The sequence below is a fragment of the Brochothrix campestris FSL F6-1037 genome, from assembly GCF_000525915.1.
GTDB classification, from domain to species: domain Bacteria; phylum Bacillota; class Bacilli; order Lactobacillales; family Listeriaceae; genus Brochothrix; species Brochothrix campestris.
This window is the reverse complement of sequence record NZ_AODH01000026.1, coordinates 12,552-32,048: the sequence shown is the minus strand read 5'-3', so window position 1 is coordinate 32,048 and position 19,497 is coordinate 12,552. Positions and strand designations below refer to the sequence as shown.

Annotated in this window: 19 protein-coding genes and 2 pseudogenes; 16 read left to right on the top strand and 5 right to left on the bottom strand. The window is 39.3% G+C overall.

Features of this window, described 5'->3' with window-relative positions; translation table 11 throughout:
* From BCAMP_RS06545 to relB, 3 genes and pseudogenes are all read right to left on the bottom strand, one after another.
* A pseudogene (locus BCAMP_RS06545) lies at positions 1 to 442 on the bottom strand (transposase); the annotation flags it as partial.
* A gap of 181 nt (positions 443 to 623) precedes the next feature.
* Positions 624 to 902, bottom strand: coding sequence for a type II toxin-antitoxin system RelE family toxin (locus tag BCAMP_RS06540; RefSeq protein WP_156921170.1), 279 nt, complete (start codon positions 900 to 902; stop codon positions 624 to 626).
* On the bottom strand, positions 899 to 1,120 hold the full coding sequence (gene relB, locus BCAMP_RS06535; protein WP_035314599.1) for a type II toxin-antitoxin system RelB family antitoxin: 222 nt from the start codon (positions 1,118 to 1,120) through the stop codon (positions 899 to 901). The genes BCAMP_RS06540 and relB overlap by 4 nt, the downstream gene beginning before the upstream one ends.
* 789 nt (positions 1,121 to 1,909) lie before the next feature.
* On the opposite strand from relB, the gene BCAMP_RS14335 reads away from it, so the two are divergent.
* The 4 genes and pseudogenes from BCAMP_RS14335 (at position 1,910) to BCAMP_RS06515 (ending at position 3,402) form a co-directional block, all read left to right on the top strand.
* Positions 1,910 to 2,269: a M23 family metallopeptidase gene (locus BCAMP_RS14335; RefSeq protein ID WP_232217936.1), complete on the top strand. Its 360-nt coding sequence runs from the start codon at positions 1,910 to 1,912 to the stop codon at positions 2,267 to 2,269.
* Positions 2,270 to 2,276: 7 nt separating this feature from the next.
* Positions 2,277 to 2,579, top strand: a complete 303-nt coding sequence (locus tag BCAMP_RS06525; protein ID WP_035314597.1) for a hypothetical protein — start codon at positions 2,277 to 2,279, stop codon at positions 2,577 to 2,579.
* 228 nt (positions 2,580 to 2,807) lie between these two features.
* A pseudogene (locus BCAMP_RS14330) lies at positions 2,808 to 3,194 on the top strand (toxin Cry1Ac domain D-VI-related protein); the annotation flags it as partial.
* A gap of 16 nt (positions 3,195 to 3,210) precedes the next feature.
* Positions 3,211 to 3,402 carry a hypothetical protein gene (locus BCAMP_RS06515; protein ID WP_035314592.1) on the top strand — a complete coding sequence of 64 codons (192 nt, stop codon included), beginning with the start codon at positions 3,211 to 3,213 and terminating at the stop codon, positions 3,400 to 3,402.
* 266 nt (positions 3,403 to 3,668) lie between these two features.
* Here BCAMP_RS06515 and BCAMP_RS06510 read toward each other — a convergent pair whose 3' ends face one another.
* Positions 3,669 to 5,162 (bottom strand): helix-turn-helix domain-containing protein, encoded by a 1,494-nt coding sequence (locus tag BCAMP_RS06510; protein WP_035314590.1) that lies wholly within the window; start codon positions 5,160 to 5,162, stop codon positions 3,669 to 3,671.
* A gap of 272 nt (positions 5,163 to 5,434) precedes the next feature.
* Between BCAMP_RS06510 and BCAMP_RS06505 the strand changes: the two genes are divergently transcribed.
* The 11 genes from BCAMP_RS06505 to BCAMP_RS06460 all read left to right on the top strand — a co-directional run bounded on the left by BCAMP_RS06505 (position 5,435) and on the right by BCAMP_RS06460 (position 16,854).
* Positions 5,435 to 6,436, top strand: a complete 1,002-nt coding sequence (locus BCAMP_RS06505) for a DUF916 and DUF3324 domain-containing protein (protein ID WP_198015729.1) — start codon at positions 5,435 to 5,437, stop codon at positions 6,434 to 6,436.
* The gene (locus BCAMP_RS06500) at positions 6,423 to 7,217 is read left to right on the top strand and encodes a WxL domain-containing protein (RefSeq protein WP_232217935.1); all 795 of its coding nucleotides are present in this window, start codon (positions 6,423 to 6,425) and stop codon (positions 7,215 to 7,217) included. The genes BCAMP_RS06505 and BCAMP_RS06500 overlap by 14 nt, the downstream gene beginning before the upstream one ends.
* Before the next feature lie 23 nt (positions 7,218 to 7,240).
* On the top strand, positions 7,241 to 7,561 hold the full coding sequence (locus tag BCAMP_RS06495) for a hypothetical protein (RefSeq protein WP_035314585.1): 321 nt from the start codon (positions 7,241 to 7,243) through the stop codon (positions 7,559 to 7,561).
* Between the two features lie 35 nt (positions 7,562 to 7,596).
* Positions 7,597 to 8,433, top strand: a complete 837-nt coding sequence (locus BCAMP_RS06490) for a WxL domain-containing protein (protein ID WP_035314583.1) — start codon at positions 7,597 to 7,599, stop codon at positions 8,431 to 8,433.
* Between the two features lie 97 nt (positions 8,434 to 8,530).
* Positions 8,531 to 11,341: a lectin-like domain-containing protein gene (locus BCAMP_RS06485; RefSeq protein WP_035314581.1), complete on the top strand. Its 2,811-nt coding sequence runs from the start codon at positions 8,531 to 8,533 to the stop codon at positions 11,339 to 11,341.
* 388 nt (positions 11,342 to 11,729) lie between these two features.
* Complete coding sequence (locus BCAMP_RS13085; RefSeq protein WP_084038628.1) at positions 11,730 to 11,876, top strand: teichoic acid D-Ala incorporation-associated protein DltX; 147 nt, start codon at positions 11,730 to 11,732, stop codon at positions 11,874 to 11,876.
* A gap of 31 nt (positions 11,877 to 11,907) precedes the next feature.
* The gene (gene dltA, locus BCAMP_RS06480; protein WP_035314580.1) at positions 11,908 to 13,425 is read left to right on the top strand and encodes a D-alanine--poly(phosphoribitol) ligase subunit DltA; all 1,518 of its coding nucleotides are present in this window, start codon (positions 11,908 to 11,910) and stop codon (positions 13,423 to 13,425) included.
* The gene (gene dltB / locus BCAMP_RS06475; protein WP_035314578.1) at positions 13,422 to 14,606 is read left to right on the top strand and encodes a D-alanyl-lipoteichoic acid biosynthesis protein DltB; all 1,185 of its coding nucleotides are present in this window, start codon (positions 13,422 to 13,424) and stop codon (positions 14,604 to 14,606) included. Before dltA ends, dltB begins: the two co-directional genes overlap by 4 nt.
* A 21-nt stretch (positions 14,607 to 14,627) precedes the next feature.
* Positions 14,628 to 14,864, top strand: coding sequence for a D-alanine--poly(phosphoribitol) ligase subunit DltC (gene dltC / locus BCAMP_RS06470; RefSeq protein WP_035314577.1), 237 nt, complete (start codon positions 14,628 to 14,630; stop codon positions 14,862 to 14,864).
* Positions 14,861 to 16,111, top strand: a complete 1,251-nt coding sequence (gene dltD, locus BCAMP_RS06465) for a D-alanyl-lipoteichoic acid biosynthesis protein DltD (protein WP_035314574.1) — start codon at positions 14,861 to 14,863, stop codon at positions 16,109 to 16,111. Before dltC ends, dltD begins: the two co-directional genes overlap by 4 nt.
* 113 nt (positions 16,112 to 16,224) lie before the next feature.
* Complete coding sequence (locus BCAMP_RS06460; protein ID WP_035314572.1) at positions 16,225 to 16,854, top strand: hypothetical protein; 630 nt, start codon at positions 16,225 to 16,227, stop codon at positions 16,852 to 16,854.
* Between the two features lie 393 nt (positions 16,855 to 17,247).
* Here the strand turns inward: BCAMP_RS06460 and BCAMP_RS06450 are convergent, their stop codons facing one another.
* The gene (locus BCAMP_RS06450; protein ID WP_035314569.1) at positions 17,248 to 18,396 is read right to left on the bottom strand and encodes a helix-turn-helix domain-containing protein; all 1,149 of its coding nucleotides are present in this window, start codon (positions 18,394 to 18,396) and stop codon (positions 17,248 to 17,250) included.
* 248 nt (positions 18,397 to 18,644) lie between these two features.
* On the opposite strand from BCAMP_RS06450, the gene BCAMP_RS06445 reads away from it, so the two are divergent.
* Positions 18,645 to 19,466 (top strand): WxL domain-containing protein, encoded by an 822-nt coding sequence (locus BCAMP_RS06445; RefSeq protein ID WP_035314567.1) that lies wholly within the window; start codon positions 18,645 to 18,647, stop codon positions 19,464 to 19,466.
* The last annotated feature ends 31 nt before the right edge of the window (positions 19,467 to 19,497 follow it).

Here is a 19,497-nt window from a genome sequence, read left to right as displayed (position 1 = left end):
CGAAATATTACGCTTAAATGCTTGCCTTCCGCGACGTTCGTTGTGTCCGTTTGGCTTACGTTTACCTTTCATTGGTAGCTTTGTGATATCGAAGTCGTTCGCTTTAAATAGGCGATAGAGCGTTCTAACAGAACATGAGATAGGTATCTCAGCACGACCAATAATCACATCAGGTGTCCAGCCTTTAGCTGTCATTTTCTGAATGTAAGTTTGTTGATCCGTACTTAAAATGATAGGTCGTCTGCCACAATATGTTTTATTTTCTTTGTATTTTTGATAATAATCACTGGCTGAGGAACCTTTCTTAAAAAAATTGTAGACATTATAAATCGTTTGTCTTGAACGTCCTAGTCTCTTCAATCCGGTTAAAACAGATTGTTTCGTTTGGAAATAGGCTTCTATCATTACAAGTACATTTGGTGTAGAGATGTTTATAGGTCATTTGTCTTCACTCCTAATAATTCTTTGGTCGGAACTATTTTGAGTGTCGCACAAATGACTTTTTTATTTGTCTAGCTTAATTTTACTATCGGCGATATGAAAAAAAGGAGTGGATTTCTCCACTCCCTAAAAGTCTAACTTTTGGGGATCACTACATAACTTGATTATACAATTAGTCTTTTTTATTTATATACTTCTGTACGATGACCAATTTCTAAAACTAGAATAGTTATAGTATCATCATCTATGTTTGCTAATAAACGATAATCGCCTATTCTATATCGCCATTGACCACTTTTATTTCCTACTAAACCTTTTCCGTGAATTCTAGGAGAATCAGTTCCTTCTAAGTTTTTAGAAATCCAAGATAATATAAGACGAGCTTGATGTTTATCTATTTTTTTTTTAGTGATTTTTGTGCATTTTTTTTCATATCGAACGGTGTATGTTCTATCCATCATAATCCTAATTCTAGAAGCATATCTTGGTGTGAGATACTTTCGTCATTTAATTCATGAGCTTTGATTGTTTTGTTATATAAATCCATATCAATTTGATCTTCTAATCCTTCTAATAATTTAGTTCTAGCCAGTTCTGATAAACTTAATCCATTTAAATCAGCCATAGATTGAATGAATGATTTTTCCTCATCAGAAACTCTAAATGTAACGGTACTCATATAAAAAACCTCCTTGTGTACATTTGTTCTACGTTTCTATTGTATTACAAATGTACACAAGAAGTCAAATTTATAATAGTTAACATAAGTGACGTTATCACAAGTAAATAATTTAAATCATGAATTGCAAGAATAAGTTAGCCATCCGTATCAAATCATGATAGTAAGTTTACTTTTTCATTTGTGAACAACTGAAGTTTTGTAATTTCTTCTGAAAATAGTTCTTTTGGTGTTTGGAATCCTAAAATCCGACGTGGTAACTTATTCATCCATGTTTGAATCCGTTGGACAAGTCGAGCGCTTATCGGACTTATAGAACGTCCTTTTGGAATGAATCATTCGAAGATTTCAATTACCTCTTTCACGATAGAACCACTAGTTTAGTACCATTTTATCTTGGTACAAACGTTTTAAACACATTGTTTAAAACACCTTAAAACCTTTGCCAGCAATGACTTTAAAGTCGATGCGACTAAGGCTGGACATGATCCCTCACCGACTAATGAAGGCGATGTAAACATTTCATCCGTCTTATATCAGTTTCCGTCGTTTGGCCCATGGCTCAAAAAAGAACGCAATGGAAAATGGTCAGAAGAAGCCAATTATTACTTCTATAAAAATGTCGTACCAGGCTTTGGTGCAGGACCAGGGGATAAAGATTATTTCAAAAACATCCTCCAATACTATGATTGTAGCAGTGGTAATCTCGTTGGTGGTGGCACAGGGAAGTACATTATTCCCGTAGATAATCCGATTGCAAGCTCAGTTTTTGTTGATTGAATCAATCCAGTGACAGGTCAAAGGGAACAACATAAAGGCTTGGACTTTGCACAACCGATGAATTCAGCTGTTAAAGCGGCTGATGATGGCGTGGTTATTTTTGCCGGAATGGGAAGTAATAGTAATGGCTTTAATAATTATGGTAATGTGGTGTTGCTGGAACATAAACAAAGTAAAGAATGGACACTCTACGCCCATCAAAATGAGGTCAGTGTAACGAAAGTTCAAGAAGTGAAACAAGGTCGAGTCATGGGTAAAGTGTGCAATACAGGGCAATCAATAGGGGCTCATTTGCATTTTGAAATTAGAAAAGAACAATGGGGCGGACAAATTGACCCCGCACCAATTTTAGGTATAACCGGAAAGTAGGGAGAAAATGAAGAACAAAGTCGTAATTGTTATAGCTGTGGTATTCGTCTTGTTTTTAATCAGTCGCTTAATTAGCGTTACGAATAGTAATGACGCTCTGCAAGTCCGCAATCAAAAGAATGAAAAAGAAAGCAAGGCAAAAGATAGCGAGCTGAAAAAATTCCGTTCGCTTGCGAAAGTTGAAGAAGAACCCGCAAAACCGCTCGATGAAATGAAGACAATCAAAGACATTAATTATCAATTGATGGAGGCGCTGTTTGCCTATGATTCACTCGAAAAACGCGACCAGAAAATGAGCCTTATTTGTTAGAAGCAACAAAGAATGAAATGACACGCTACAAAAGTAATTATGTGAAAAGTGATGCCAGTTCCTTGCTCATATCGAGTGAAGGGTTTGTGGCCAGGTCATTATTTAATGATCATGAAATCAATGTCATTAATGAAGTTAAGTCTGACCTTTTGCAAGCGGAATATCAATTAAACAAATCACACAGGCACAAACAAAAGTCAAGCAAGTGAATCGCGCAGTGCCACACCAAAAGGGAGCTATGGTTTAGGGTTTGCCTTCGGGACATCGAATCCAGGCACACTATTACCGTTTAAACCAATTACAGCCAATAGTTATTGGATTTCAAACGTCAATGACCCGCAGTATAATACATGGCAGGAACGGAGTTCGTCTAATCAGGCGGATGAGCATTTAATTGATTATCCGACCCAGTATCAATATGCCATCACTATTAACTATAATGGAGGTGTCGGTGGCGGTTCGGCTTTCTTTTTACATGTGAGTAATGGAGCAGCAACAGCAACAGCTGGTTGTATAGCTGTTCCACAAGCAACAATGGCACAATTAATGCAACGCATTCATAGTGGTGCGAAAATCATTAATGTAAACACGGAAGCAGAGCTTGCTAATTATTAACGAAGGAGGAAGAAAAATGAAATTTTTAAAGTACATTGTAATGGTGATTATTTTTATAGTGGGGGTTATTTGTTTTAAGCAGTTGGATTATCCGTTTTCAGCAGAAGATATGAGTCAAAACTATCATATCGCTGTTTATGTCATTAAAAACGTCTATATCATCTTAGGGATTGTACTCGGCTATTTAATGCTATTCAATCGTAAATAAGACTGTGCTACATAAAAAAGTACTAAACCATCGCGGTTTACTACTTTCAGACTGAAGATAAACGCTGTTCTAGGTCGTCAATGCATGCATTCTCGGAGTCGAATACCATCTGTACACTCACCTCGAAGGCTCGTTTTTCATACAATGAGAGGATATAACAGCGTTTCTATTTAGCCTTATCAGCTCGTAAACAAAGTCACTGTAATAGAATTTTAAAGAAAATGAAGTCTGTTTAGACTTTGTCTACAATCTACGACAACCTAATATTAGGTTGTCGTTTTTTTTGCACGAGGCCTTTGAGTGGGCTGACGGTAGAGTTGGTTGAGTCGTTGCACTAAACGAAACTGTTCGGCTTCATCGGGCAATGAAGGCCAGTAGTGAAAGACAGCGTCAGGATAGGCATCTTCTAACGCACTTAGTTTGAAATCCGCGATATAAAAATCAACTTCGGCAGACGGATGATTAATAAAGCTCAAATCAACCTGTGATAAGCGTTGGATTTTTTTCTTTAAAGTGGCATATTGGAGGCTGTTCACTTTGGATAACAAACAGATATTAACGGATCGTTCAGTCGTATCGATTAATTCTCGTAGTAAGAAGAAATAGTTAATTTTCATCGTATCAGACAAGGTACGACTGTTTTCTTTTTGTAAAAAGTTATAAAAGTTATCGCACATACTATAAAGTAAGGGATAGTTTTTTTTTAACAGACTGACATTGAAATCCATGCGAAAATGATTAGTAGAACCCTTGAATAGCCTCGTATGGGTATCGATTGCGGTTAAGTTTATCAGTAAGTAAAAATACTCAGTGGCAGCTAACGGCTGTTTAAAAAAGCGGGCATATAGGTTGATAAAACGTTTGGTTTGTTGGGAAACATGTTCTAAAAAAAGCTGTACAGGTAATTTTTCGCGTTTGATGTAATCTAAGGGATAGGTATTGTTGGCGAGCAAGCTCATATAAAAGAAATTTGTTTCGGCCCGCAGTTGTTTTGGCGAAAGGTTTGTTAATAATAACGTTTGAATCTGAGTTAAAATATCTGTCGCAACTGTAGTTGAGAAGGCGTGCGGATAATCTTCTTGCAGAGGCACATAAAACCCTTGCGTAATACGTGTTAAAGTGACGGCGAGATAAGAGCGTAACTTAAGGGAAAAAGAATAGGGGAGTTCGGGATGGATCTTCTTTATAAAGGCTAGCACAGCATTAATGGGGGCATGTTCAACTTTATGTGCGAACGCAAGCGAAAAATGATAACCTTCAGTGAAAAGACAGTGAAAAAAGTAGCGGATTTGGTGTTCTTCACCGATAATTCGTTCTTTTTTTGTTAAATCAATGTGTAAGTTGAAATCAGCTAACAGTATTTTTAAGCGTTTCATTTTACGATAAAAAGTCCCTTTTGCTAAAAAACGTTCTTCGGTAAACTTTTGTAAATCAATAAAATCATCATTGAATAACTCGATTAAGAATTGGAAAAGAACATTATTTTTTAAATAATAGGCTAAGAAAAAATCAAGAGAAAATGCATCTGAAAGCTCGATATGTAGTTCATTGTTGACATATTTAAAGGTCAGGTAAGTTTCCCAGTTGTTTTGTTTACTCGTTTCAGACAAGTCAGCAAGTATTTTTAATAGTTTACGTCGCTCCCATTGCAAATCGTTGAGCATGTCTTGAATCGTTATTTTTGATAGCGATTTTTTTTCGGAAAAATAGCGCAAACAGAATAAGCTGTTTTTATCATGGTTATCAAGTAATTTATGCATGTCAACACTCCTTCCTAGCATAGATATTAAAGGGTACTCGTCAATGATGTGTTCAATATATGGTCTTTTTGACAGCATTTATGTGAATAGGATGGTTACTTAATACGGGGTATATTTGTTTTAGCCAGTAATAAATGATTAGTTTGCGACTAAGAAGTAATCGTTTATGCTTGCAGTTAAAGAGGAGGGAGGCTTGGATGGAATATATTAAACCAAGTGAAGGTGTTGTTAATGAATGATTTTTAAAAGACTGAGTGGATGGCTTTTTTTTAGTGAGTCTTGTGATCTTGTTGTTGTGTTACAGGCAAGTGGGTGCGAGTTCTTTCAATTTTGCAGTCGAAATTGAAAAACCGGCCAATCAAAAGGATGCTAAAAAAGGTTATTTTGATTTATTAGTATCATCAGGACAAACGCAACAATTAAAGGTGAAATTGACGAATTCAACGAATAAAGCGGTTACGATTCGTCCGAAAATTGCGAGTGCGACGACCAATAACAGCGGAGTTGTTGATTATAGTCCGAGTAAAAAGAAGCGTGATGCCACGATGCCTTATGATGTAACGAAATGGCTAACAGTGCCACGTGAAATTACGATAGCAGCAGATTCGACTTATCTGTTGCCCATCGAGGTGGCAATCCCAGATGAAAAATTTAGTGGTACTGTTGTGGCCGGATTGACGTTGACTGAAGAACGACCGGAGACGAAGGCATCAACGGGTGATGGTGGGATGGCAATCGATAATCGTTATGCCTATGTTGTCGGATTCGAACTACGTCAATCAACCGAAAAAATCACACCGCAACTTGAATTGAAAAAGGTGTTTGCGAGTCAGCGTAATTATCGTAATATTGTCGCAGCTACGATTCAAAATAAGACGTCGACCTTTGTGAATCAACTGCAAGTCGAGGGGCAAGTAACGCGAAAAGGCCAAACAAAGGTATTGTATGAAAGCAGTACTACGATGATGCAGATGGCGCCTAATACGAACTTTGATTATCCAATTGCCTTAGGTGAAGGGGAACGATTACAAGCGGGTGACTACACTTTGAAAATGACAGCTTCATCGTTTAAAGAGAAATGGCAGTGGCAAAAAGATTTCACAATTACAAGTGCTAAGGCAAAAGAGTATAACGATACGGACGTGACTGTTCAGAACAGTTATTTTTGGTTTTATAGCGGTGGGATTAGCGTCGCGTTGTTTTTAATTGGTTTATGGCTTTATTTAAGGAAGAAGCGTCAACAAAACAGAGGAGGAAGTAATGATGAAAAATGATAAGAAGTGTTTGATAGTCACAAGTTTAGTTGGTTTAGGTACAATGGGATTACTTGTAAATACGGCCGAAGTCAAGGCTGCTGAAACAGGAGCAAATTACCAAAGTAATGGAGCGGTTCGATTTATACCAAATACTGATCCCGTCGATCCGGTTGATCCAACCGATCCGACTGAGCCAGTTGATCCGATTGACCCAACGGATCCAGAAGGTCCTAATCCAGGGACACCAGGTCCTTTAAGTATTGATTTTGCCTCTAGTTTTGACTTTGGCGTGAATCAAATTTCATCAGTTGATGCACTGTATTATGCAAATCCGCAACGTTATCAAGTAGCTGGGAAAGAAACACCAAACTATGTGCAAATATCCGATAATCGCGGCTTATCGGCAGGATGGCAGTTACATGTGAAGCAAGACACACAATTCAAAAATGATGATGCCAGATACAATGAGTTAAAAGGGGCTGTTATCACAATTAAAGATAGTGAGGCGGTTTCGAATACAGTCGCGGTTGAAGCGCCGACTGTTTCTAAGAAAGTCACTCTTCAACCAGGGGAGGCGGTGCCGGTAATGGCTGCGACGAAAGGAGCTGGTGACGGCACGTGGATTAGTCGCTTTGGGAAACTTGAACAAGTCGCAGAAAAACAAGCGGATGGTTCAGTAAAACAAGTTACTAAAAACACATCTGTGCAATTGGCGGTGCCGGGAAGTACGCCCAAGTCAGCAGTGGAATATCGTTCACGCTTGACTTGGGTACTAGCGGAAGTTAACAGCAATGACTAACGAGCGTAAAGGGAGGACTAAAGATGCGCATAATTAACAGCGTTATTCTCATAGTGATGATAAGCCTTTGTGGACAGGTTAATGCGGTAGTTGCCTCAGTCGATACTAGTTATCAGTCACAGGTGGTAACAGGTTTTTATGGGAAGTATGTTTTTTCTGAGCCGACGGGACAAAGTACAGCGCAACCGAATGCGTCATCCATGGAGCTGCCTAGTCATTTACCGATGACAGGCGATACACAGACGGGATTATTATTTACAGCCGACCTGCTTATCATAGCGAGTTTGACTAGGGGTATTCAAATAATCGAACAAGCGCAACGAAATCAGCGAATGATAACATGAAGTAACAAAAATAGCGAAAAAAGGGAGCGATATAAATGACAAATTTACAAATGTTTGGTAAAAGAATCGCAATTACTACGTTAATAACAGCGGTGGTGACAGGTACTATTATGACAGCTGAGGCGGCAGAAACGCAAGATTATCAGTCAAATGCAGTGGTCAATTTCATCCAGAGCACCGACCCAACTTTACCAGTTGATCCAGAAAATCCGGATCCAGGGACACCGGTTGATCCAATTGACCCAACAGATCCCGAGGGTCCCAATCCAGGAACACCAGGTCCACTGAGTATTGATTTTGCCTCAAGTTTACAATTCGGAACTACTAAAATCACAACGAAGGATGCCGTATATAATGCCTATGCTCAAGCAATTACGGTGGCAGGCGAGCAACAGTATCGTCCGAACTACGTTCAGATTACCGATAATCGTGGAACTGAAGTTGGCTGGACATTAACGGTAACACAGGCAAAACAACTGACTTCCACGGCAGGCAAGCAATTGCAAGGTGCGGTCATTACTTTAGAGCAAAGTGAGGTTAAAACAATCACTGGTTCAGAGTTAGCAGCACCGTCTCAGGTTGCCAAAACAGTCGTGTTACAACCCGAAGAAGCAGTGCCTGTAATGGCAGCGAACGAGGGTGAAGGAGCAGGGTTATGGACGGCACACTTTGGTAACTCAGAAAAAACGTTACAAGAAGGGAGCGATTTAGTACCGGGTGAAGGAGGGGCTGAACCATCGGAAATCAAGGTGATGCGTAATACGGCGGTCACTTTATCTGTGCCAGGTAAATCGTTAAAAACAGAAGCTGAATATCGCTCACAGTTAAACTGGACACTAGCAGAAGTGCCAACAAATGGTGCTGATATATAAGTTGTTTAAGGCTGTTAGTCGTAACTGTCTGAGAGTCATGGAAAGTCAATTCTGTGGCTCTTTTTCTAAATGAACCCGGAAGGAGCACGCGATAATTGTGAAAAAAGTCCTCGTAATAATACTCGTACTTATGTTAAGTGTCACGACTTTTTTAATTCGTAGTGACCGAACAGAAGCCGATATGACAACAGAAGTGATGCTGCAGTTAACGAAACAAAAGATTCTTATCGATGAACCAGTACAATTGCAAATTAAAGTGACAAATCCAGCGATTAAGGAACTTCAATTTAGGTTGCCAGAAGGCCTACAGGTCGTTGAAAAAGAGTCTCAAATCGATAAGTTGACGGTTGATGAAACGACGAATGTCGTTACGTTGAAAGAATTAGAATCAGACAATAGCATCTCGCTCATCGCGATACAAGCGGGCGATTATCCGATACAGGCGACTGTATCGCATGCAACTGGAAATAAGACATCGAATCAAGTGATGGTTAATATTGCTGAAAAAAAAGTGAGTGATAAGGTGACAGTCGCTGAGGGTGCATTAACGTCTACTATTGCAAGCACCACAACAAGCGCTCTACCTCATGCAAGTGAGGTACCGGTTTCCTTGCCAAAAGAAAGCGAAGTGACAACTTCCTCATCGCAAGCAAGTGAATCAAAGACAGCGTCGAAAGTTAAGTTTGAAGAAAAGCAATCGCGAGTGATGCCACCTGCCTTATTTAATAATGAGAACAATCCACCGTTTTCGGAATTGGATGTTGCACGTTCATTTCATATTGTGACGGGCAAAAATAGTTCAATTCATCCAACGAACAAATCACAGGCAATCATTACCGAGAATAAAAAAAGCCAATCAGGTGGGATGTGGTATAAAAAACAGGTGGATATGACGAAAGACTTTGATTTGAAAATGTCTGTTTATTTAGGTGATAATCCTAAAGGTGCCGATGGTATGACCTTTGTGATTCAAAATGACTCGCGTGGTTTAGAAGCCATTGGTGAACCAGGAGCAGGTCTTGGTGCCTACAATACTAAAAAGGGAAATTATATTAAAAATGCCGTCGCTTTAGAGTTCGATACGTTTTATAATTCAAGCAGTTCGGCCGGTTCCGATCGCTTTGTTAATAAAAAAGCCGAGAATCGCGGGCATATTGCTGTGCAAATACCTGGCAATAAAAATGGCAGTACTGAAGCGGACCACATGGGCTTGCAAATTGCGACAGCAAACGAACAAATATTAGCAAATGATACGTGGCGGACCTTACAGGTTGAATGGAATGCAACGACACAGATGATTAGCTATTATTTTGATAATTACACACCAATTCATTATAAGGTAGATGATGTGGAGAAAACGTTCGGAGGAACGATGGCGTATTGGGGCTTTACAGGGTCAACTGGCTCATACACTAACTTTCACTCGGCCTCGATTATCCAACTACCCGATCAAAATAAGGTAGCACTTAATAAGTCCGTGAAAAATTTGACGACAGGAGGTTTGTTTGCTGAAGCAGAGGCTGTCTCAGTGGGAGATAAGGTCCGTTACCGTGTGCAAGTATCGAACAGTATTACGAATCGATTTGAATCTTTAAATGCGCTTGTGAGCGATGAACTGGACGAGCGCTTGCAATATAACGGAGGAAGCTTAACGATTAACGGTAAAGCAATGAGTGATGCTCAATGGAATAACGGACAAATTTCTTTAGGGACGGTACAACCTGGTGAAACGTTTGATATTCAATTTGATGCGACAGTGAAAACAACTGGTGAAATCATCAATAAAGCACGTTATCAGGCTGAATATGAAATGCCGCACGATACGAATTCGACCTTTATTCGTACGGGACAATTACAGGTGCACAAAAAAGATGGCGATTCTAAACAGGGAATCGCGGGTGTTACTTATCGCATGAACAATGCTGCGGGAACTGTATTAGAAAAAGAGTTATTGACCGATAAACAAGGAAATATTAGGCTGGAAAACCTTCTGCCTGGTGAATATTCACTGACAGAAACAAAGGCAGCTCCTGGCTATCTGATAGATGGAACAACCCATCAATTTACGATTAAAGATGACCAATCCGAGGGGCCAACTGTGGTGAATCTCCTCAATTATCGCGCACCACGGCCACAATTAACGAAAACGACTAATCGTCTACAGGTAGGCTATCAAGATGTCATCGAGTACACGCTAACGGCGAGCTTACCAAAGGACAGCGGTCGTTGGGAAGATGTGATGGTTGAGGATGATTTGCCGTCGTTCTTAACCTTTGTTAAGAGTGATGAACCAACGACTGTCGAAGGACAGACGATTCGTTGGTCGGTGGGTCAATTAAAAGCTGGCGAACAAAAACAACTCAAATTAAGCGTACGTGTTTCGCAGATTCCACCAACTGAAATGATTACTAACAAGGCACGGGCCACGGGAGATAATGCTGTAGGTCAATCCCTCGATCCACTGTTCGCTTATGTAGAAAATAAATACGTGGGGAAACTAGCTTTAACGTCAGTACCACAATCGTTTGATTTTGGGAGTGGCTTAACAAGCAAGGCTCATAATCAAACATACTCAATGCAAAGCTATCAAGATGATCTGATTGTGACAGACACTCGGATTAAACAAACAAAGTGGGTGCTATCGGTTAAAATGAAGCAACAACTGCATGTGGGTCAAGCTGAGTTAGCGAATACAATTCACTTCGAAAACGAGGCTGGTCAGTTGATACGTGTGACGACTGTGGATGTGCCACTTTATACGGAGAGTAATCAAGCGGTTGAAACGGTCTTATCTGATCGGTGGAAGCCAACCGGAAGTGGCTTTAAACTGGTTGTTCCAGGTGGAAAAGGAGCACCTGGCGATTATAAGGGTATCCTGGGCTGGACGTTGAGTGATGCGCCGCGCTGATAGAATTGTGCTGGTGCAACTAGCGAAATAAAAGTGAAAGCAACCATTTAGAAGCAAACAACTTGGAAGATAAATGAAAGGGACTATTTCCCGTCGCTGCGATTTATCTGAAAGTTGCTAGCTGTTAGTTGATGTAACTAGAGGATATAACAGTCGTTTTATTCAGTCTAATCATCCCGTAGCCAAAGTTTTCTGAGTTAGTTTCAAATGAAAAAGAAGTCTTTCTGACGTTGTCTACAATTTGAAACCTAACAACTTAAGTTGTTAGGTTTTTTAGGGAACAGCGTTATCAAAATCAACCGTTCATCAAGCTTAAAATGAAATAGTGTGTTGATAGTTTTTTGTTATAATTACTTATTACCTAGTAGAAGGATGGAGGAGACAAACAATGAAGAAAGTATCAGCTGACAGTAAACCGCACAAATGGTTGCGTATCAGTCTCAAAACATTGTTTTATTTCGCGGTTTTCTTAACATTAAGCTACATCTATATTGATAACAATGTTGGTAGTAACTTTATTTATAATGAATTTTAAATTAGGAGGGAAGCGCACGGCGCGTTCATGAATGAATATTATTAAACAATTAACTCAAGTGACACAAGCGAATCCGCTAGCACCTGTGTATAAAATTGCTGATAAAGGTTACTCGTATGAGGACTTGCAAAGACAGTCAGATGCGTTGGCTTATCAATTAAATCAGCACGAAACATTGACGAGACAAGCACCAATTTTAGTTTATGGTGGCATGTCGTTTGACATGCTTGCGAGTTTTATCGGTGCGATGAAGGCCGGACATCCGTATATTCCAGTGGATAGTCAAACGCCAATTGAACGACTGCAACAAATAATCACAGTCGCACAGCCAGCCTTAATTATTGCAGCCGCACCGTTTCCAACGGAAATAACACGAAATTGCTCACTGTATACTTGTGACGACTTACAGCGTTTCACAACGAATAGGTTTGAGGCCTTACCGGTTGAAACAGCCGTAACTGGTGATGAGATTGTCTATGTTATTTTCACATCAGGTACAACAGGAGCACCAAAGGGCGTTCAAATTAGCGAATCAAATTTAATAAGTTTTACAAACTGGATGCAAACGACATTTGATCTGCCACAGCAACAACGCTTTTTAGCGCAGGCGCCATACTCATTTGATCTATCAGTGATGCATTTATACCCAGCCTTATTAACTGGCGGGCAACTCATGCCGCTAACAAAAGCAGCAACGACTAACTTCAAACTGTTGTTTGAAACGTTGCCAACGCTTGAAGTCTCCGTTTGGGTATCAACCCCATCATTCATGGATATTTGTTTAATGGATGCTCAGTTTGTGCAAGAACAGTACCCTCAGTTAACACATTTCTTCTTCTGTGGTGAAGAATTAACGGTTAAGACAGCACAGAAATTGCAGGAACGTTTTCCAACGGCCCGCATTTTCAATACATATGGTCCTACAGAAGCCACAGTGGCAGTGACGCAAATTGAGGTGACGCCAACATTGCTCAACGAAGTAAACCGTTTGCCGATTGGTTATGCCAAAGTCGATACTCCGATTGTGATTGTCGATGAGCAGTTAAATGAAGTGGCTGATGGTGAAGTCGGCGAATTGTTGATTGGTGGTCCAGCGGTTTCACGTGGTTATTTAAACAACAGCGAGAAAACGACGGAGGCTTTTATTAAATATCAGGGTCAACACACGTATCGTACGGGCGATCTCGGCCGTCGCGAAGAAGGCTTGTTTTATTATCAGGGCCGACGCGACTTTCAGTTGAAATATAAAGGTTATCGTATTGAACTAGAAGATATCGATCATAACATCGAACAACTTGCCTTAGTTGAACATGCCAGTGTCGTTGCAAAACTGAATGGTACAAAAGTTCAGAGTTTAGTCGCCTATGTAGTTGTGAAAACACATCCGTATGAAAAAGTGACACAGCTTACACAACAGCTAAAACATGAACTCGGGTTGTTGGTCAATGATTACATGGTGCCAACGCGATGGGTCTATGTCGAGGAACTGCCTTTATCATTAAATGGCAAAGTCGACCGTAAGGCGCTAATGAATGAGGTGAATCAATGAGTATCCCCTATAATGGACCGATGTATCTGATTTTATTATTTATCCTTTTGATACCTTTGATGATTGGCTTATTGCGAGAAAAACGCTATTTAGTGTATCAAAATATAGTGACACTAGTGATGTTGTACTTTATTTTTGGTGGTAGCAATTGGCATCAAGGGATTGCCATCATCGGTTATGTTATTTGGCAATGGTTGCTGATTTATGGCTACTTCACATATCGCCAAAAAGCGAACAACAGCTATGTCTTTTACGGTGTTATCCTCCTGAGCTTAATGCCATTACTCCTTTCGAAAACACTACCGTTGTTAACCGCTCATTCGTCATTGCTTGGCTTTTTAGGAATATCATACTTAACATTTAAGGCTGTGCAAATGGCGATGGATATTCGTGATGGTTTAATGAAGAAGTTCAGTTCACGGAGCTTTTTAGAATTCATGTTATTTTTCCCGACTATTTCATCTGGTCCGATCGACCGCTATCGTCGGTTTGAAAAAGAACTGTATGTGCCTCCAACCCGTGATAAGTATTTAACGATGTTCGATAAAGGGATTTTCATGTTGGTAATGGGCTGTTTGTATAAGTTCATTATCGCATACTACTTAAACACGTATGTGGTCGAATACATGCAAAAAACCGCGATTCTGAACGGCTTCTTTTCATTGAATACGGTCGCTTACATGTATAGTTATAGCTTATATCTTTTCTTCGATTTTGCCGGGTACAGTCTCTTTGCAGTCGGTACAAGTTATTTAATGGGCTATCAAATTCCCATCAACTTTAATAAACCGTTTGCGAGTCCAAACATAAAAGAGTTCTGGAACCGTTGGCATATGAGTTTATCGACTTGGTTCCGCGACTACGTTTTTATGCGGTTGGTGTTCACGTTAATCAAGAAAAAAGTTTTTAAAAGTAAGATTGTGATTTCTAATATTAGTTACATGGCTTTATTTTTATTAATGGGTGTTTGGCACGGCCTGACGTGGTACTATATTGCGTACGGTGTCTTTCATGGCGTTGCCATCATTGTTAATGATGCGTGGCTTCGCTATAAGAAAAAAAATCAAAAATTACCAAGCAATTGGTTCACCTATGGCCTGGCGATTTTCATTACCTTTAATACCGTATGTTTCAGTTTTTTAATTTTTTCAGGTATTCTCGATACAATGTTTTTTAAATAAAATGATAAAGGGGATTATATAATGACAATCAAAGCAGAAATTTTAGATATTTTAGAAGAAATTACCGGAAGTAGTGACGTGCGAGCAAATGAAGCACTCGATTTATTTGAAGAAGGTTTACTTGATTCAATGGGAACAGTGCAATTAATCTTAGAAATTGAAAGTCGTCTTGATATTACCGTACCTGTATCAGAATTTGACCGTGAGGAATGGTCAACACCAGCTTTAATCATTAACAAGGTAGCCGAATATCAATGAAAAAACGCTTGTTTATAGCGTTAGGTCCAGTGATAATCGCGTTATTCCTCTTAGTTGCGGTTTACACTCTGCCAGTTTTCAAACAAAAGATTACGCCAACCGTGTTGCATGATGCAGCAGTTGTCTCACAGAAAAAAGTGAAACGTAATGATGATATTTACCGGGCAGCAATGGCTGATAAACAATTCATCCCGTTTGTCGGTTCATCAGAATTACAGCGCTATGACGCGTTTCATCCGGCAGCCTTAGCCGATAAATACAATCGTAATTACACCCCTTTTTTAATTGGACAAGCGGGCACACAATCGTTGTCGCATTATTTGACCTTTCAAGCAATGGGTGAGACACTCGAACGTAAAAAGATGGTCTTTTTTATCTCCCCGCAATGGTTTGTTAAAAAAGGTGTTTCAAAAGGTGCTTTTAACCAACATTTTTCAACCGTTCAAGCGATTGATTTTATCAACAATAATCAAATCGACGCAACTGAAAAAAGTTATGTTGCCAATCGTCTTTTGCAGTTCGGGTCATTACAAACTGATGCAATTCTGACAGGTATTTTGACAGATGTAAGCAATCAAAAAGAACTGTCAGCTTTTCAAGTGAAATATATGTCAATGAAAGCGAGTATCATTAGTAATAATAAAGCTGTTTTTGGGGGGCATATGCCAACGAATAGTTGGAATGAACTTCGTCGGTTTGAAAAAGTCTTACCTGCTAATTACGATGTTAACGTACTTAAGGAAAAGGCGGAAACAATTGCGACGCTTAAATCATCCAATAATGAATTTGGGATTAAAAATTCATTTTACAAACATAGAATTGCGGGAAAACTAAAGGCCTTAGCTGGTTCACAGGCTAAGTACGATTATTTAGAGTCACCCGAATATGCCGATTTTCAACTTGTGTTACAGGAACTTGCGCGTCGACACGTCGATGTTCAATTTGTAGTGACACCGGTTAATGCACGATGGGCCGCCTACACAGGTTTATCGACAGCAATGCTGGATGATTTTTCGACAAAAATCAATTATCAATTATCATCGCAAGGCTTTGATGTAATTGATTTAACAAAAAAACGTGATACTGATTGTTATTTGCAAGATACCATTCATCTCGGTTGGCTTGGTTGGGTTGATTTAGATGAGAAATTGAAGCCGTTTTTAGAGACGGCAACCACAAAAACACCTGAATATCACATCGATTCTTATTTTATAACACCAGAATGGAAAGCCAAACGTTATCCTTAAGAGCTTTCAAAAAGGTTTTCACGAGCGCTACCATGAATGGATATGTTATTCTAAGAATAGAAGAACCTTGTTTTTTTAGTGGGATTATTTAACGAGAGAGTGGAGTGATTGGTATGAAAAAATGGTTGGTTTTATGCATGGCCATCGGTGGTATTGCAACTTTAAGCGCTTGTCAAAACGAAACGAGCAAGTCAGCCACAAGCGTCTCATCATCGTCTACTGATAAAGCTACGAGTAGCGAGAGCAGTGAAGTAGCGAGCAGCTCAGAAATAATTACGAGTGATGAGCAACAAGCGAGTTCTGAAGCAACTGTCGCAGTCGTTTCGTCAACGACGGACAGTGTTGAAGCCGATACAAATGCGAGTGTACAAACGACAGGTTCAAAGGAAGTAACGGAGTCAGCGACGAGTGTCAGTGCACCTGAATCGTCAGTTGATCATAAACCAGTTAGTAGCCTAGATAAGGATACTAAAACAATTTTAAAAACGTTTCTCGAGTATGAGGCAACACAGGCTGACATTGCAGTCGATTTTACGACCTTAACAATGACACGAAAGGGACAAGACGTACCTTTAACACTTGTGTTAGGAAATAACGAAGGGATGATTCGTGAGTCAGTCGTCAACAATCAAGAAGCACATCAATCGACAATCGCGAACTATAACATTAAAGGTGACACAATCAATATAACTGTGACAACAAGCACAGGAGAAGAAACAGTTTATACGAAACAAATTAAATAAGTAGCAAAAAAGCAACCCTTTTTGGGGTTGCTTTTTTGCTACTTATTTTTGACTGTAGGGAAGTACAAAAGCTTTTTGGTGGTAGCACTCTTTTAATGTTTCGGTGAGTAGATTCCATTCGAATTCGCTAGGGATTGAAGACCAGTAATGAAAATCAGCTTCTGGATAACGTTTTTCAAGCTGCTTAATTTTAAAATCAGCAATATATAAGTCGACATTTGCATCGGGGAACTGTGCGAAAACTAATTTAACACTGCTTAACTTTTTTAATGGTTTTTTTTGAGAAAAGCTTGTTGAGCATCGGTTATTTTCGACAACACACACACAGTCAGTGGTGGATATAAGCGATCCAGTGATTCACGCAATAACAAGAAGTATTGAATCTTAATCGGTTCACTGAGGGTAATCGTTAATTTTTTTTTCCAAATAGTCATAAAAAGCGAGGCAGGCTTGATAAATATAAGGATGAGATTTCCCAATGATTTCTAGATTTAGTTGGATACGTGAATTATGTTGTGAACCTTTAACGTGTAGCATATGTCGATTGATGGCCGTTAAATTCGATAGTAAATAGGAGTATTCATTGGTTGTAAGTGCCAAACTAAAAAATGCACAGTAATGCATCAACAGTGTCTCCGCGTTGCGTGTGAATTCAGAATCATAGAGGAAAGATGGCACATGTGCCGTTTCAAAATAAGACATCGGATAAATATTTAAAGTCGATAACATGAAGTGTAACCCGTTAAGTTCACTATCAACCTGATCGGTCGTTAAGTGATACGTTTGTAAGCTCGGACTGAACCATGTGGTGATGTTTTTCTTCGGTAAAATAATCGAATCACAGTCTGTCGGCAATGACGAAGCGGCATCGATAATATGTTGTTGCTGAATGCGTGTCAACGTGATGGCAATGAATGTTCGTATTTTTAAGACACTGGTATAAGTCATCCGCGGATGCAAAACGATGAGTTCTTCCATGAGCGGATTAAGAAGTTCAATATCGAGTGAATGTGTAAAGACGGTTGTGTAAGGATACGCATCTGAAAAAAGACAGTAAAAAAAGTAACGAATTTGATGTTCCTCTCCAATGAAACGGCGTTCATCGGCTAAATCAACTGTAATTTCAAAATCGGCGAGCACTTTTTTGAGAACATTAATTTTACGATACATTGTTGGTTTCGATAGAAAGTTCTTTTCAGTAAACATTTTAAGGCTTTCAAAGTCGCCATTGAAGATTTCTAAGCAAAATTGAAAGGGCACACTTTGAATGATGTAATGATTGGCAAAAAAATCGATTGAAAATAAATGTGAAAGTTCGACTTCAATCGTTGTGGCGGTTAAATGCAAGGTTAAATAGTTTTCCCATTGTTGAGCGGTTATTTCAGATTGGAGAAAGTCAATGTTTTTAACGAGACTGCGACGTGTCCATTGAAGTTCATCCATCATCGATTGGATGTTATGTGTTTTTAATGTGCGTTCTTTTGAAAAATACTCAAGGCAAGTCAAGGTGTTTCTCTCTTCTTTATCAAGTAATTTATGCATTTTAGTTGTCTCCTGACCTATAGTGACGGGATTTTAAAACTGTTAATTAGAGGGGGAACGATATGTGTAATCATAACACCTTTTTATGAACTTTTCTTTATAATAGGATTGATTTAGTATTAAAGGTGAGTTAAGAGTTAGTTTGTTTAAACTACTTTTCCTAGAATAACAACGGAACAATAGTTATTTGCCTCTAGTGATGAAGTGTTTATCCGCTAGAGGACAAAATAGAAAAGGGGAATGACAAGATGACAACAATAAAGAGGTACGGCAAAGCAACGATGATTATCGCGTTATTAGGAACATCGGCAATTGGAGGAACAGCAGTAGCTAAAGCAGATGAGGTTAAAGGTTCTTATGATGCTAATGCTGTTATTAATTTCATTCCTAATAATGAACCAACCTTACCAGTGGATCCCGAAGAACCAGGTGGTGGAGGCGTAACACCGATTGATCCAATCGATCCAACGGCGCCCATTGAACCAGGGACAGCAGGACCATTGAGTATTGATTTCGCTTCAAGTTTGAATTTTGGGACACAAAAGATTTCATCAACGAATGAAACCTATTATGCTTACTCACAACAAGTTACTAATGAACAAGGTGTTACGAGCAATAAACCTAACTATGTACAAGTTACCGATAATCGTGGGACTGCTGCTGGATGGACTTTATCAGTTAAGCAAGTGGGCGACCTCACAACGACAGATAATGTTAAAAATAAAACACTACCTGGAGCAGCGATTACGTTAGATGGAATGACCGCTACCTCAACGACAACCGATACCCTTAAACCGACAGTAACTGACTCAGTGACACTCGTACCTAATTCGGCAGAAGTAGTTACCACTGCACCGGTTAATGGAGGTGAAGGAACTTGGGTTACTCGCTTTGGTTCAAGTCAAACCTTATTTGATGATACCGCTGCTTTGAGTGATGATGGCACAACAACCGAAACCATTAATAAAAATAAAAATGTCAGCTTAGTGGTACCAGGCGCAATTGCAAAATCAGCAGCTAACTATCAAGCAGTCCTTACCTGGTCATTATCAGATGTACCTGGGAACTAACCTACTTAAATTGTAAATGGAGGCTTTATTG

Excerpts from the sequence above, each read along its gene's own strand:
- BCAMP_RS06540 (WP_156921170.1), bottom strand. The coding sequence starts at position 902 with ATGATGGATAGAACATACACCGTTCGATATGAAAAAAAATGCACAAAA.
- relB (WP_035314599.1), bottom strand. The coding sequence starts at position 1,120 with ATGAGTACCGTTACATTTAGAGTTTCTGATGAGGAAAAATCATTCATT.
- BCAMP_RS06525 (WP_035314597.1), top strand. The coding sequence starts at position 2,277 with ATGAAGAACAAAGTCGTAATTGTTATAGCTGTGGTATTCGTCTTGTTT.
- BCAMP_RS06515 (WP_035314592.1), top strand. The coding sequence starts at position 3,211 with ATGAAATTTTTAAAGTACATTGTAATGGTGATTATTTTTATAGTGGGG.
- BCAMP_RS06510 (WP_035314590.1), bottom strand. The coding sequence starts at position 5,162 with ATGCATAAATTACTTGATAACCATGATAAAAACAGCTTATTCTGTTTG.
- BCAMP_RS06500 (WP_232217935.1), top strand. The coding sequence starts at position 6,423 with ATGATGAAAAATGATAAGAAGTGTTTGATAGTCACAAGTTTAGTTGGT.
- BCAMP_RS06495 (WP_035314585.1), top strand. The coding sequence starts at position 7,241 with ATGCGCATAATTAACAGCGTTATTCTCATAGTGATGATAAGCCTTTGT.
- BCAMP_RS06490 (WP_035314583.1), top strand. The coding sequence starts at position 7,597 with ATGACAAATTTACAAATGTTTGGTAAAAGAATCGCAATTACTACGTTA.
- BCAMP_RS13085 (WP_084038628.1), top strand. The coding sequence starts at position 11,730 with ATGAAGAAAGTATCAGCTGACAGTAAACCGCACAAATGGTTGCGTATC.
- dltA (WP_035314580.1), top strand. The coding sequence starts at position 11,908 with ATGAATATTATTAAACAATTAACTCAAGTGACACAAGCGAATCCGCTA.
- dltB (WP_035314578.1), top strand. The coding sequence starts at position 13,422 with ATGAGTATCCCCTATAATGGACCGATGTATCTGATTTTATTATTTATC.
- dltC (WP_035314577.1), top strand. The coding sequence starts at position 14,628 with ATGACAATCAAAGCAGAAATTTTAGATATTTTAGAAGAAATTACCGGA.
- dltD (WP_035314574.1), top strand. The coding sequence starts at position 14,861 with ATGAAAAAACGCTTGTTTATAGCGTTAGGTCCAGTGATAATCGCGTTA.
- BCAMP_RS06460 (WP_035314572.1), top strand. The coding sequence starts at position 16,225 with ATGAAAAAATGGTTGGTTTTATGCATGGCCATCGGTGGTATTGCAACT.
- BCAMP_RS06450 (WP_035314569.1), bottom strand. The coding sequence starts at position 18,396 with ATGCATAAATTACTTGATAAAGAAGAGAGAAACACCTTGACTTGCCTT.
- BCAMP_RS06445 (WP_035314567.1), top strand. The coding sequence starts at position 18,645 with ATGACAACAATAAAGAGGTACGGCAAAGCAACGATGATTATCGCGTTA.